This window comes from Aestuariibaculum sediminum, from assembly GCF_014596945.1.
Lineage (GTDB): Bacteria > Bacteroidota > Bacteroidia > Flavobacteriales > Flavobacteriaceae > Aestuariibaculum > Aestuariibaculum sediminum.
On the sequence record NZ_JACVXB010000003.1, the window covers coordinates 208,640 to 223,845 of the forward strand.

The 15,206-nt window shown below is 36.0% G+C and carries 7 protein-coding genes; 1 reads left to right on the forward strand and 6 read right to left on the reverse strand.

Annotated elements, in window-relative coordinates; all coding sequences use genetic code 11:
* Nucleotides 1-30: 30 nt before the first annotated feature.
* The 6 genes from ICJ83_RS08575 to ICJ83_RS08600 are packed head-to-tail and all read right to left on the reverse strand — an operon-like array spanning nucleotide 31 to nucleotide 13,426.
* Nucleotides 31-3,192 carry a SusC/RagA family TonB-linked outer membrane protein gene (locus ICJ83_RS08575; protein WP_223154668.1) on the reverse strand — a complete coding sequence of 1,054 codons (3,162 nt, stop codon included), beginning with the start codon at nucleotides 3,190-3,192 and terminating at the stop codon, nucleotides 31-33.
* Between the two features lie 20 nt (nucleotides 3,193-3,212).
* Nucleotides 3,213-4,673, reverse strand: coding sequence for a fasciclin domain-containing protein (locus ICJ83_RS08580; protein WP_188229975.1), 1,461 nt, complete (start codon nucleotides 4,671-4,673; stop codon nucleotides 3,213-3,215).
* Between the two features lie 37 nt (nucleotides 4,674-4,710).
* The gene (locus tag ICJ83_RS08585; protein WP_188229976.1) at nucleotides 4,711-6,390 is read right to left on the reverse strand and encodes a fasciclin domain-containing protein; all 1,680 of its coding nucleotides are present in this window, start codon (nucleotides 6,388-6,390) and stop codon (nucleotides 4,711-4,713) included.
* An 11-nt stretch (nucleotides 6,391-6,401) separates the two neighbouring features.
* Nucleotides 6,402-7,892 carry a RagB/SusD family nutrient uptake outer membrane protein gene (locus ICJ83_RS08590; protein ID WP_188229977.1) on the reverse strand — a complete coding sequence of 497 codons (1,491 nt, stop codon included), beginning with the start codon at nucleotides 7,890-7,892 and terminating at the stop codon, nucleotides 6,402-6,404.
* Nucleotides 7,893-7,905: 13 nt separating this feature from the next.
* Nucleotides 7,906-11,190 carry a SusC/RagA family TonB-linked outer membrane protein gene (locus tag ICJ83_RS08595; protein WP_188229978.1) on the reverse strand — a complete coding sequence of 1,095 codons (3,285 nt, stop codon included), beginning with the start codon at nucleotides 11,188-11,190 and terminating at the stop codon, nucleotides 7,906-7,908.
* Nucleotide 11,191: 1 nt separating this feature from the next.
* A complete protein-coding gene (locus ICJ83_RS08600) occupies nucleotides 11,192-13,426 on the reverse strand; it encodes a fasciclin domain-containing protein (RefSeq protein WP_188229979.1) in 2,235 nt (744 codons plus the stop codon).
* A 490-nt stretch (nucleotides 13,427-13,916) separates the two neighbouring features.
* Between ICJ83_RS08600 and manA the strand changes: the two genes are divergently transcribed.
* Nucleotides 13,917-15,122 carry a mannose-6-phosphate isomerase, class I gene (gene manA, locus ICJ83_RS08605; RefSeq protein WP_188229980.1) on the forward strand — a complete coding sequence of 402 codons (1,206 nt, stop codon included), beginning with the start codon at nucleotides 13,917-13,919 and terminating at the stop codon, nucleotides 15,120-15,122.
* Nucleotides 15,123-15,206: the final 84 nt, after the last annotated feature.

A 15,206-nucleotide genomic window follows, 5' to 3' on the forward strand; every position in this document is an offset into this window, starting at 1 on the left:
TCTTCATGTTTTTCTCTAAAATTAATTTCATTACAATCCTAAGCGTAATCCTAATTGAACGGTCATAAACTGAGGTACAAGTCCTACATCGGCACCTTGACCGAAAATAGAAGAAGTAGCACTAAACTCAGGATCAAAACCTAAATAATCGGTTATGGTAAATAAATTATTTCCACTAGCGTATAATTTTAGGTATCTCACAAAATTTGAATCCAATTCAATGTCATATGACACCATAAGGGTTTTTAATCGCAGATAAGAACCATCTTCTATCCAACGGCTAGAAAATGCGGCATTCCCCATAGGATCTCCCCATGTTGCTTTAGGAATTGTGGTTTCTTGCCCTTCGGCCACCCAGCGATTATTAATGGCTATGCTTTGATTATCAAAACCACTCATCGATTCTAAATTGCGACGAACTCCATTGTAGATATCGTTACCCACCGAAAAATTAAATAGTCCAGAAATTGTAAACCTTTTAAAGGTTAGGTTTGCACTAACACTTCCTGTTAAATCCGGGTTCGGATTTCCAATAATCTTGCGATCGCTTTCGTCGATAATCTTATCTCCATTTAAATCTTCAAAAATAACATCACCACCTCCAAACGGCATTAAAGTTCCATTATCTAAACGACGGAATAAACCATCAGCACTAGCCTGTGCGGTTGTGCTATAAACACCGTTGGCTTGGTATCCATAGAATAAATTTGCTTCCAGCCCTGGGTATGTTATATATGTAGCGCCTGCAAAATTGGTGATAATGCGATCGTTTGGCAGATTTAATATTTCATTTTCATAGGCACTTAAATTCACTCCCAAATCGAATTGTACATCAGGGGAATTAATAAGTCTGCTATTAATACCTAAATCAAAACCTTTGGTTTGCATGCTTCCACTATTGGTTACCATATAATCGAAACCTGAGGTTGTATTAGTGGTTTGATAAGTAATCATATCGGTGGTTTTATTAGAGTACATATCAAAACTTGCATTAAAGCGTTCTTTAAATAAAGCCACATCTAAACCTACATTTAATTTGGTAACCTTTTCATGTTTTAAATCGGGATTACCAATATTTCCTCTTACAAGTCCTTGCATACCTAATAAGTTTTGCGACACGTAAAGTTGTTGTGCAGTATAATTACCAATATCATCATTACCACTAATTCCTGCTGAAGCTCTAAGTTTTATAAGATCGATTGCGCTGGCATTCTTTAAAAAGTTTTCAGATGAAATTAACCATCCTGCGGATAAGGATCCCATAGGTGCAAAATTTACACTTTCACCAAAACGACTCGATCCGTCGTATGCTGTATTTAATGTTAAGAAGTATTTATTTACATAATTATAATCTAAACTTAAATAATTATTTACCCATTTCCAGTCTCCTATTTGGCCTCCAACATATCTCAAAAGGTTGCTACCAGACCCTACAGTTGTAAAATCATCAGTAGCCGAATTGTAGCCCAAACCTAAATCGCTTTCCGATTCATTGGATTGTGTACGAGAACCAATACGTACATCAAAATTGTGTTTAAAATTAATACTTTTGGTATAGGTTAAATATGCATCAGTAAATAAAGAATAATAACGTTGTACTTCACTACCACTTCTATTACCAGCAATTGCTGTTGGTAAGGCAATGTCGGCAACACCAAAATCTGGTATAAAGAAACGCTCTCTTTCTTTATTGTAATTTAAACCGATAATTAAATTAGCTTTTAAATTATCATTGAGCTCATAATTGAAGTTTAAGTTTCCAAAGAAACGGTAGTTCTTATTTATTCCAATACCATTCTCTAATATAGAAACTGGATTACCAATATTAAACATATCCACATCTGATAAGTTAGGTGACTCGTCTCCTTGATAATCAAACACATTTACCGCCGTAAAAGGTGATTTTGTAAGCGCTAAATGTAATGGACTGGTTTTATAGGCAGGCCCTTGATCATAAAGATTTTCTTCATTAAAAATAAATGATAAATTGGTATCTACCGATAACTTATCGGTAAGTCTTAATGCTGCATTAAGCCTGGTACTATAGCGTTTTAAATCGGATTTTCCAATAACCCCTTCATTATTTAAAAAGCCAATAGATAAACCATATTTAGCTATATCATCTCCACCACGTACTTTTAAAAAATAATTTTTGTTTGTACTACTTTTAAATACTTGATCCTGCCAATCGGTATTGTTGTGATACGCATAGTAATTATCACTTTGGGAGTCATTTGTCATCCAAGGCATATTTGCTATTTGCTGTTGGCTATCGCCTCGTGTAGCTAATACCTGAGACAAATACGGTCTGAATTCCCAAGGTTTCATAACTGGCATGTGTTTCGGGTCTTCATTTATACCAGAGTACATAGTAAAGTCTATTTTTGTACTTAACTCTGTTGGTCGTGTGGTTGTAATAACAATAACGCCGTTAGCCCCTTTTACGCCATAAATTGATGATCCATCTTTTAAAACAGTAATATCTTCAATATCTTTTACATCAATCATAGCTAATGGAGAAGAACTGTTGTATTGTAATATACCTGAACCATAGTCGTTATCGTCGTAAACCATACCATCAACTACAATTAATGGTCTGTTAGTTGCGTAAAGAGAATTAAATCCTCGTATGGTTAAATAAGCTCCTGCACCTGGCACACCAGATTTACCAACGCTGTTTAAACCAGCAACTCGCCCTTGCAGGAAATTACCAACAGATTGATTAACAGGGTTACCCCATTGGTCTTTGTTTAAGTCGATAACATTTGAAGCTTTGGTATTTGTGTATTGCAACTCATCGCCTCCGGGTAATGTCGCCGACCTGTAAAAATGTGAATAATCTTCTTCAAACAGATATATTTCTACACCAGAAGACCTGTTATTTAAAGGTTCAACTTTTGTTTGATATCCTTCGGCACTTACCAGTAACAATACGTTTAAATGAGGAACATTAATAGAAAATTTACCATCATCGTCTGAAATGGCTGCTGAAAACTCTTTAACAGCTATATTAATACCGGTTATTCCCTCTCCTGTTTTAGCATTTTTTATAAGGCCTTTAATTTCAATACCCTTATTCGTTTGGGTACTTTCTGCATTAGAATCTTCGTTGTTTTGCGCATTAAGATTCACTAAAGCCCCTCCAAAAAGCAGTATTAAAAATAGACCGGTTAGTTTAAATATTTTGTGCATAATAGTTGGTTTAAAAAACATTATTTAATAACTGGTACTAGTTTTATATAATCTAAGGTTAGCGTGTTCACTCCGTTACTACCCGAATTGGCTGCAATTAATGATATGAGGTCTAAGCTACCTGCTTCATCAAGTGTAAATTCACCTATATATACTTCGTTGTAATCATTTGGAGGCACATCGGTATAATCCAGAATTGCAATTTCATCTACTACGTCTCCCATTTCATTAATCATACCACCAAACCGTAAGCGCTGCTGAAACGTATTCGACTGAATATCGTTTATAGCTCTCCAATACACCTTGTATGTGGTACTGTATAGGTTTTGTGCGCTGTAAAAAATAGAGAACAATGGTTCTCCATGGTTTTGTACCATAATATCTTCAAATGGCATACCATCTAAATCTTCCTTCTCACGGTAATACGTATTACCTCGTTTATCGCCTTGACTAAATCCTATTGGATTTTCGCCTTCAATTTGCTGAGTTAACAAACGTGTTTCTAAAGGCACATCCAAGGCACTCATTACATATAAAACACCATTACTTAAATGCACCTCTTCAACAATATTCGATTTATCGATTGGAACTTTAACTCCAAATCTAGACACCAGTGTATCGGGTAGATTTTCCTGTGCTACCGATTTATGAAATGCAAAATCTCTGGTATTAAAATAACTGGCATAGGTTGTTGTAGAATCGGCATTACTTTTTGTTAAATAAGGCTCTAATTTTTGAACCTCTGTATTATAAGCGTCATCTTCAAGTAAAAAGAATGTGTATTTATTCTTCTCATTATTTAAGTTATATACATTTTTCAAGTACGAATTACTTAACGAATCTGCATAAATTCCTGGAAAAGTTTCAGCGGTTACCTTCGCAATACTATCAGATTGATAAATATTAAATTCATCCAGAGACGCCAGATAGGTACTCATGGCATTACTACCGTTCATTCCTTTGATATATTGCCATATATTTTCTCGCGGTATTAGGGCATCACCTACAATGTGATATAAACCATTAGAGGTGTACTGATCGGCTGTTACCACGGGTGCTCCATCCATTACCGAACCATTTATAAATTCGAGATATTTGGTAGATAACATTTCAACAGTAACTGTATCTTGTGTTGAAACCGACCCGAATTCTGTTAATGCAATATGGTTACTTACAAAGCGTTTTTTACTTTGCATATCGCTCAATTCACTACTTGGAACTGCAGCAATAGCGGCGTTATTAGGAGCCCACACAGTATATGATTTAGATCCTGCCAAAATGCGGTCGTAACCCGTTTCGGTAAGCAACTTACCAAATTCCGAAGTTTCGGAAATACTGGTAAGACGTTCACCTAAATTCTGTTTTAAATTCTCGTCTGAACTCTTTGCATGGTCATCCCAGGGATCGGAACATGAAACCACAGCCAAAAGAGATAAACTTGCTATGATAGCTTTAGAATATGTGTTTATTGATATCTTCATCCTAATTGGATTAGTTTAATTATTAGTTTTCCTTTTATTACTCGTAAATTAGTCCGTCACCTCCAGCTTCAAACTTTGGATATAATTGATCCATATCCACAGGTCTAAACTCTAAAACATCGAACCAACTGTTACCTCCTGCATACGCTAAAGATTGTAGTCTGAATTTATGTCTTCCTGTCGTTTCAACGTTTATAATTCCTAAGAGTCTACAGTTGTAACGTGATGTGAAAGGATCAATATGTCGTTTATAACCTTGCGATTCTAAAACACGTTCTGGTGTACTGCTATCGCCATATTCCTGCATATTAAAGGTTCTTGCCAATTGCGTATCATTAAAATATGCACGAACAGAATTTGGAGCACGACTATTCTGACGCCATGAAATCCAAACTTTGTACTGCCCTTTAATAATTACAGGAGTATCAAACTCGATATTATTAATATATCCATCACGTAAGCGCAATACATCCAACACGTCTCCATGCCATCCTGGTCTGCTCGAGCTACCTAGATCGAAACAGGTATAGGTTATACTCGGGCTTCCTTCCCATGTCATGTTAGAAAGTTCAGAATCAGATAATGAAGCCCACATGCCAGGAACTCTAAACACCGAACTTAACTGACGGAATTCTGGCTGGTCTGCCATATCAAAATATACAGGGGCAGGTAAACGTTTCTTGATGAAGTAATTTTCCTTAACAAGATGTAAAACTCCATTGGTTGCGGTTTCATCACTAGGCTCTCTATCAATTTGAACACCTTTTTCAAGAATACCATTAAAGGTTTCTTCATTGATTAAAAGACTATCTGCCGATAATTTAATACTAATAACTTCTAAAGGAGCTTTTGTTAATAACGCTGGGGTAACAGCTAAATCCGCCAAGTAGTTTAAGCCTGGAGAAATTCTGTAAGCCACAAACAAGTTTAAACTGTCTTCTGGATTCATTGGATCGTTTAAATGACTGTAACGCGCTTTTAAATCGTCTAAATTGCTGTATCCTGCTTCTTCAAAAACAGCATTAGTTTGCGCAATTACACTTAAATAAGATGGCACACTATCAACATAAGTAATTGGTCTATCTAACTCATCATACCAACCTGTAGCTTTTAAAGCTTCGGTAAATAATGATAATGACGGCTCATCTTCTATAGTTTGAGCTAAGGTTTTTGTAGCTACTATAAGAACTTTATCTATTTCATGGATAATCCCATTACCTACTTCGAGGTTTGAAGTGGTAATTTTAGCAGATTTATTTACGGTAATACTCGATCCGTCGGCACTATTTGTAGCACCTGTAATTAAAAACTGTCCTTGCATACTTGGTGTTGCAATCTTTCCGTCGGTAAAGGAAGTGGTTTCAATTTTTTGTTCGAGAATATGTAATTTTGCTAGTTCCTGAAGATCTTCTAAAGGAATATTTTCTAATGAACTTACTCCGTAATCGGTCATAAAAGCTTCTACTGCCTCGTTTGTAGGCAGGAACAAAGTATATGTTCCGTAGGTGTTCATAAACGATGCATAATCGGTGATATCTAAAATCTGTAGAAAAAGCGAATATTGATCGGTATTGGCTCTTAAATATTCTGTGATATTCAACGTCTCATCCGTTGACTCTTTAAACTTTTCGTCGGAGCAATTATATACAACCAACGTTGCAAAAAGGGTCAAGCACACAAATCTTAACATACTAGGTAATTTGAATATATTTTTCATGACACAATTTTTTATTTGTAAAACGGATTTTGCTCAAGTGCTTTATTGGTATACAGCTCATACTCATAAATTGGTAAGTAATGGCTGTTAGGATCTTTAAGTTTCGCAACAATACTTTGTTGCTGATTAGCTGGTGCGGTTGCAATGGCAATTCCTAAAATGATATCTATGTTAGCATAACTATCTTTTCTGGCATTACGTAACACGTCGAACCAACGTTTCCCTTCAAAAGCAAATTCACGGGCTCTTTCGGCTAAAATGTACATGCGTACGCCATTTTTATCATCTCCAGTAACTTGTTCTTCTGTTAATTCAATAGCTAAACGAGATTCTCTAATTCTTTCTATAATCTCAAGAGCTTCATCGCCGCGGTCTAATTCATTCAGTGCTTCGGCTTTCATAAGTAATACATCGGCAAAACGATAAACAAACCAATGCGTATCCGATTCTGAAAAGGATTTTCTTAGGTCGGCATTTAGTCCTGTAAATTTGTATATTTCATTCGTTCCCGGAACTAATGAAGCGCGTTCGCCACGAATATCCTTATTTTCAGGGTCTTCGAAATCTAACCCGAAAACATCATCTAAAACACTGGCTTCAGCTAAGTATTCTGGACGTTGTAAAAAGATAGAGTAAAATGGTCCTCTGTTTTCTGGCGTATATTGAAATTCAAAAATGCTTTCTGTAGAATTTCCTCTTGCAAATACAGTGGTGAACCAAGACGGTCCTCCTGGAATTAACTCGTAACCAAGACTTGAATTAATAACTGCATCGGCTGCAATTAAAGCATTGGGATAATCCTCTTGCCATAAATACACATCGGTAAGCATGGCATTAATAGCATCCTTTGTAATTCTTCCTTTGTTTGAAGGGTTATCGCCATAATCTTCAACAGCCCAACCTAAAGCAGTTGTCAAATCGGTAACCACTTGTGAAAAAATTTCGTCTTGAGTCGACGTTGGAATTTGAAAATTATCATCGTCCGATAATGTGGCATTTAACTTTAAAGGCACATCTCTAAACGTTCTTGCTAAGGTAAAATATAAATACGCCCTTACTGCTAACGCTTCAGATAAATACTGATTTAGTTGTTCTTGCGTAAATGTAGGATCTAAAGCAAGTACGTCTGGAGCTAAATCGATTACTGTGTTACAATAGTTTATAACTGTATAGAACGTTCCCCAATTCGAAATTGTATTCGATGGTAATATATTTGATGTTATTATATCTCTTTGGTCATCACTTGAAATTGCTCCGGCTCCTACCATACCCCCACGTAATTCGCCATACATAAAACTGTATTCTGCGATAGTAGTTCCAGATCCAGGCGTATTTAATAGTCCTGAATATATTCCTATTACGGCTGCCTGAACATCTTCTTTTGTTTTCCAGAATTCGTCACGAGTTGTTCCGTTTTCCGGCTGCAAATCTAGATAACTATCACAAGCCTGTGCAAGGAGTGCAACAATTAAAACTAGGTTATATATTATTTTATTTCTCATGTTGAATTAGTTTTTAAAATCTGGTTCTTAATCCTAAGGTGAAACGTCTAGTTGGCGGTGTACGCGCATTATCTATAGCAATTCCGAAAGGATCGCCTCCACGCATATTTACCTCTGGATCCTGACCACGATACTTAGTAAATGTCATAATGTTGTCGGCAGTAAAAAACAGGTTTAAATCGTCTAATTTTAAACTCTTTAAAAACTTGTCTCCAAACTTATAACTAAAGGTTGCCGAACGGAATCTCAAAAACGAAGCATCTTCTACATAACGGCTAGAACCTAACCAGTTATAACCGCCTCTGTATATAGCTCTCGGCATATCGGTTTGGTCTCCAGGATTTCTCCAACGCGATAATACCGCGGTACTTTGATTATCGAAACCATACATATTGGTTGTAATCATATCGGTTCCATTAATAATATCGTAATCTAAACGGTAAGTAAAGAACAGCTGTAATTTAAACTGTTTGTTATACGAGAACGACGGTCCAAAACCACCAGTAAATTTAGGATTGCTGTTTCCTAAGTAAACCACGTCGCGACTGTCGATGTTTCCATCCTTATTAATATCCTCGTAGATGGCATCTCCGGGTTGGAAGGTGTAGTCTATATTCGGATAATTAAAGCGCATATACACTTCTTGTCCGTTTGGCCCAATAATTACGTTACCATTGGCATCAAGTGCTTTTGTAGATTCTAAATCGGAATATACCCCTTTGAATTTGTACCCGTAAAACGACCCAAATGGATTATCCACCTGCAAAAAGCGTTTGTACTCGCCATTACGGTCTATATTACCACTTTCGTTAGGATAAAATTCTGAAATTTCACGTATAACATTTTCATTTCTAGAAATATTGAAATTGAAATCAATAGTCCATTTATCATTTTTAAATGGTGTAGTATACAAACCTATTTCCCATCCTTGATTATCTAAAACACCTACGTTTTGATCGGATAAATTAGAATACCCCGAAACTGAAGTGATGTCTATATTTCTAAACAATAAGTCTTCGGTTCTGTTCTTATACAAATCAATATCCATCATTATGCGTTTATCGAATAATTGAATATTAAATCCTAAGTTAGAACCTGTTAAGGTTTCCCATCGCAAATTATTTAATTGAATGTTTGCGGGATAAATTCCGTTTAAGCCCAAATACTCTGTCGCATAATTGCTATAAATATTAAAATAACGGTAGTCGTTACGTGGAGCTCTACCAGATTGTCCTAAACTGGCACGAATACTAAAATCGTCAACCCAATCTAGACTTTCCATAAACTTCTCTGAAGACACTCTCCAACGTGTAGATACAGATGGAAATAAAGCGTAACGGTTTTCTGGTCCAAATTTTGAATTTCCATCGGCACGAAGCCCTACATTAAAAAGGTATTTATCGTTATAGCCGTACTGCGCATTAATAAGTGCACCTACATTTCTGGATTGTCCATTAAAAGTATTTAAGACTAATTCTGAATTTTGTGTTCGCGACGGCACCGAAGGGTCAGTCAGTAAAGAAGATGCAGTATTTGATGTTAAAACTTCATGCGTTTCTACACGTACATCATTAGATTGTAATGACAAAATAGACTGAAAACTATGTTTCTCTCCTAAATCTGGTGTATATACAATATTGGTCTTTGTAGTAATACTGGTTATATCTACATCTGAATCGGAAGCTCTATTAACTACAGTTTCGGTAAACGGTCTACCTGTAGCATTTTGTGGTAAAAATGATTTCGCCTTTGTGCTATTAAAGTCATACTGAATATCGAAAGTAGAAATTAGACGGTTTGGAATTAAATCGACTTTCAAATTAAAGTGCGGTACAATACGCTCTCCAATCTGGTTATTGGTAGCAAATTCTGCCATCGCCACAGGGTTATAAGTCCTTGGGTAAGCGCCTTGAATATTGATTGCTGGCGAAAAATAATTGGGTGTTATATCTCCGACATCATCATATTCGTAAATACTCATATTTGGCATTTTCACATAGGCTACACTTCTTAGTAAGTCATAATCTCTTGATCTATCAAAAGAATTCACATAATTTCTATCGGTATCGGAGTGCGTATACGAAATATCAGCTTTAAAGCGAATGCGATCGGAAACTACATAGTCTAAATTTAAACGACCATTAATACGTTCGTAAGCAGTTCCTTTTGTTACCCCTCTTGAGTTATAATACCCTACCGAAGAATAGTAACGCGCTCGCTCGCCACCACCTTGCAGTGAAATATTGTGCTCTCCGGTAAGGCCGGTTTGCGTGATTGCCTCAACCCAATCGGTATTATTGCCATAGTTTTTATAGTAATATACTTCTTGCGGATCGTACTGGAACTCTGGTAACGATGTAGGTAATGGTGTTCCTGTACGATTCATGTAAGCTTCGGGGATTAATTGCGAATACTGATCTCCATTAAGCATCGGGATAGTATTAGGTAATTCCATGTAAGTTCCCGTAAATGAATAGCCAATTTTAGGCGATCCTACAGCCCCACGTTTTGTATTAATAATTAACACCCCAGCTGCAGCACGGGCACCCCACATAGCAGTGGCTGCGGCATCTTTTAAAATGGTAATGCTTTCAATATCGGAAGGTGCAATATTTAATAGTGCTGCATAGCCTTGTTGATCGGCAGTTCCAAAGTTAAAATCATCTGGAATAGACGTTTCATAAGGCATCCCGTCTACAACAATTAACGGATCGGAAGATCCTGTAATAGACGAAGTACCTCTAATACGAATTTGCATCCCTGCCCCGGGATCTCCAGAGTTTGCTGTAATATCTACCCCAGGTACACGACCTTGAAGGGCCTCATCAATAGATGCTGCTTGAGTATTTTGAATATCACTAGCCTTAACGGTTACCACACTAGTTGTTAAATTTCTGTCGGCTATGTTCAATAAACCATCATCGGCTCCTTTTGCAGCCGTAATAACAATTTCATCTAAGCCTTCTACCTTTTCAACTAAAGCCACCTTAAATTCTCGTATTACTCCTATCTCTAGTGCTTGTGTGGTGTAGCCTATAGTTGAAACTACTAGTTTGTGGTTTGTATTTTTAATTCGGATGGCAAAGTTACCATCGAAATCGGTAACTACCCCCGTTACGGTTCTGTTTTCGGCATCCTGCTCAATAACAGTTGCCCCCAAAATGGGTTCGTTGGTTTTAGCATCGACAACTTGACCTCTTACCACTTGATCTGAAGTTTGCGCAGATAGTTGGAATGATGTAAAGAAAATCAATACCAGTGAAACACTATAAAGTAAGTTGGTTATATTATATTTCATTTTATTCCGTGTATAAAAGATAGTTATCTACTAAATGAATAAGTGTACGATCGGCTAAATGATTACTTTCTAAAGGAATGTAGTTTGCAACGCGGTTGCCAGCATCAACAAAGCTTAAATCACCTGGTGCAGAAACAATGTTCACATAAGTTTTTTCTCCAAATTCGGTTTTAAGTAAGGTTTCTGTTAACCCGTTAATTAAACCATCATCCGACGCTGTACGAGTCGCTAAGAAATGGTATTTAACAAAGTTTGCTATACCTTCTCTCTCAGTATCATTAGCAGGTGTAAAATTTGGAACCCCTGTTACGGCATCCCCTGGTAAAACACCATCCATAACCGCTTGCATGATCGCATCGTTACTTGGAATAACAAAAGTAAAAGGCGTACCTAATTCTACTCCGTCTATTGCACCCGAGGCCTCATCATAAAGTCCGCTACTTTTTAAGTATTCATAAAAATATTCATATTGCGACCCTGCTTCTGTAGCTAATTCGGCTAAGTCTACACCTTGAAATTCTTCACTGAATTCCAAAATATTATCAATATAATAAGTACGACCGTTTTGTTGATCTTCATAACCTAAAATATTCACACGATTACCCAATACTTCGTTACCTGCGGCATAAACCTGATTGCTTTCCCATTTAATATACTCTCCCGGTAAATCGAAATCTCCTGATCGAATAATTCCTGACCCAGATAGGTCGTTCATTTCCATATTTGGTGTTGGTACAATTCCGTTGTATAACACTCTGGCAATACGTGCACGTGCTAAGCTTCCACGTACTTCATTTCCTGTTTCAGGTGAATTATAAACCCATTCTGACCTGTTAATGTCGTAGTCGAAACCTAGCCCCATTAACACCTCATCCGAAGGAAGAAATAATGTATAATTTCTATAAATATTACTTGCTATTTCTCGGTATCCTGAACCATCATTAAATAATCGAGTAGCCAAGGTAAAATCAGGATCTAAATACGCCGAAGTATACACGCTAAAGAATAAATTTGAAGCCTGTATTTTATTCGTTCCGTAGAAAAACCCATTACTAAGTAATTCTGCCTCAACAACATCGTTATCCATATCTATGCGTATATCTTCCTCTAAAGCGTTACTGTAACCAGTAACTTTAGATGGCCATACGGCTGCCTGAATCATATGAGCATTGATAAAATCTTGAAATACGTAAATAGGTAGTTTATCTAATGCTGAATAATTTTTCAACAACACCTCATCAATAAATCCTTGTAAAACAGAGTTCTCCGGAACAATTAAAGTATAGCCATCACTTTGTCCGTCATTATCGGTAACTTTTAAAAAGTTTTCATTATTAGGCGAAAATGATAAGGTTGGATCGTATACTTTTACATAAACATCTTCTGAACTTTGTGTATAATTTTGATACGTTGTTGTGGCTTCCTGATCAAATGAATAGGTAATTAAATTGTCGTTTAATAATTTATAGAATAAACTGTAATTTGGACTGCCTTCAATTTTCTGATCTAGGTTTAATGGTGGTAAGGTTACCCTATTAACTTCATGGATTATTCCATTTTCAGCAACAATATCAGCTTTTACCACTTCCGAACTCATGACATTAAATCCAGTATATGTCGAATTTGGAAAGAAATAATTGTAATCGTAGCTCCCTAACGAAGCTGCACTCATATACTCTTCGGTAAAATAAGTAACATATTTATTGTTGTTATCTCCTGAGATGTAATAATCGCCGCCCTCAACATTGTTACGGTTCGACCCAACAACAATTGTAGGTGTACCATCAATAACTTTCTCTTGAAAGCCGTCGTAATAGGCTGTTCTTCTTCTAAAAGCTAAATCTTCTTCCCAACCAATATTAGATTGAAAATCGGATAGCCGTTCTGTGCGAAATGCGTTATAAATTAAAGCATATTTTACAATTTTTGATGCAGTTAGAGAATCGATGCTCGATACGTCAGAAATTCCCTGGGCTTGGAAATACGCGTTAAACGCATCATCATTAGGAGCCATCATGGTCCAATACCCTGCCTTTCCAAGAATATCTTTATATCCTGCAAGGTCGATAAGCGTTAATAAGTTTGTGAAATTTCCTTGAGCTTCTAATTGCTGATAAATAGGTGGTTCAAGATTGTCAGGTCTTGCATAGTACTCATCAACTTCTTTTTTGCTACAACTAGCTAGAAAAAAGACAAGTAGAGAAAAAAGCAAATAATAGCGTATTCTTTTCTTCATTATAGTTTGACTTATTTAGATTGTTAAAAATTAAAAAACGGTGTTGCCGAATTTTATATAAAAGGAATGTCTTTTAAGGAATAGATAGATAGTTTAATTGTTAATAATTTAGTTTAGTTGTTGTTGTTTTAAGGTTATCGATTACATAACCCTGTAAATATTAATACAATATCTTGTAATTAACTATTCAAATTAAAAGTTAAAATTCTGTTAATCCATCCTGCACTATCCTGTTCAAATAAAGAATTTTACAGGGAAGGCTCTATTTAAGTGCCTAACCTCCCTTTTTGTATTTTTACCTGATTCCAGCATCAGGAAGACAAGCTGCTCCTAATTCACTAGAACTTATTAATAAGCGTATACATTTATAATCGTTACTTTAGTACAACTAACATTTGTAAAATTATTTCTTCTGTTTTAGTATATTTTTAGAGGAAACCATAATTTTACCACACTAAAACAGAATTAGAATAACACTTAAACGAAAAGAATGAAGCTATTTAAAATTAGGGGAGTTATACAAAATTATGATTGGGGCGGAAGTACATTTATACCAAATTTACTAGGCCTAGAACCAACAAACGATAAATGTGCCGAGTACTGGATGGGCGCTCACGATAAAGCACCTTCAATTATTTTAGAATCAGATGAAAAACTAAACGATTATATAAACAATAAACCCGAGCAAGTTTTAGGTAAAGCCGTTTATGAAAAATTTGGAAAACTACCATTTTTGTTTAAAGTCCTAGATGTGTCTGACATGCTTTCAATTCAAGTGCATCCATCGAAAACAGAAGCAGAAAAAGGTTTTAAAAAGGAAAACGAACTAAATATTCCGCTTACCGCCAGTTATAGAAATTACAAAGACGACAACCATAAACCCGAAATTATGGTGGCCTTAAGTGAATTTTGGTTACTGCATGGTTTTAAACCAGAAAATGAATTAATTGAAACCCTTAATAACACACCAGAATTACAAAATCTAATATCGGTTTTTAAAGACGGAGGCTATCGCGAACTGTATGAATTTGTGATGAAGGAAGAACAAAGTAAAACCAATGCCGTTTTACAACCACTTATAGATCGTATTTTACCACTTTACAAAGAAAACAAACTCGACAAAACCACTCCAGAATTCTGGGCAGCAAAAGCTTATTTAACATTTTGTCCAGGAGGCGATTTAGATAAAGGTATTTATTCTATATATTTCTTTAATATCGTAAAAGCGCTTCCTGGTGAAGCTGTTTTTCAGGATGCAGGAATTCCGCATGCCTATATGGAAGGACAAAACATGGAGCTAATGGCTAATTCAGACAATGTGTTACGTGGTGGATTAACACCAAAACATGTTGACGTTGATGAGCTATTAAAGCATGTGGCTTTTGAAGAAACGATTCCTAACATATTAACAGGTGATTTACAAAATCAGGTTGAACGTGTTTTTAAAAGTCCAGCCCCCGATTTTGAACTTAGCTCAATAAAAATTGATGTTAACCAAAATTACACCCACGCTTCAAATACTTTAGAAATTATTATTGCATTGGAAGGTTCGGTTGAAATTAAAGATGACAAGAATACAATTAATTTAAGGAAAGGAGAAGTAATTGTAATAGTTGCTAACACCAATTATATAATAACTAATAACACAAACGACATCGCTATTTTATACAAAGCTAAATGTCCAGTTGTAGATTAAATCAACTTACATAAAGAACAATAAAAAAGCCTGATGAATCTCATCAGGCTTTTTTGTCGGGGTGGCAGGAAAACCTGAAACTCC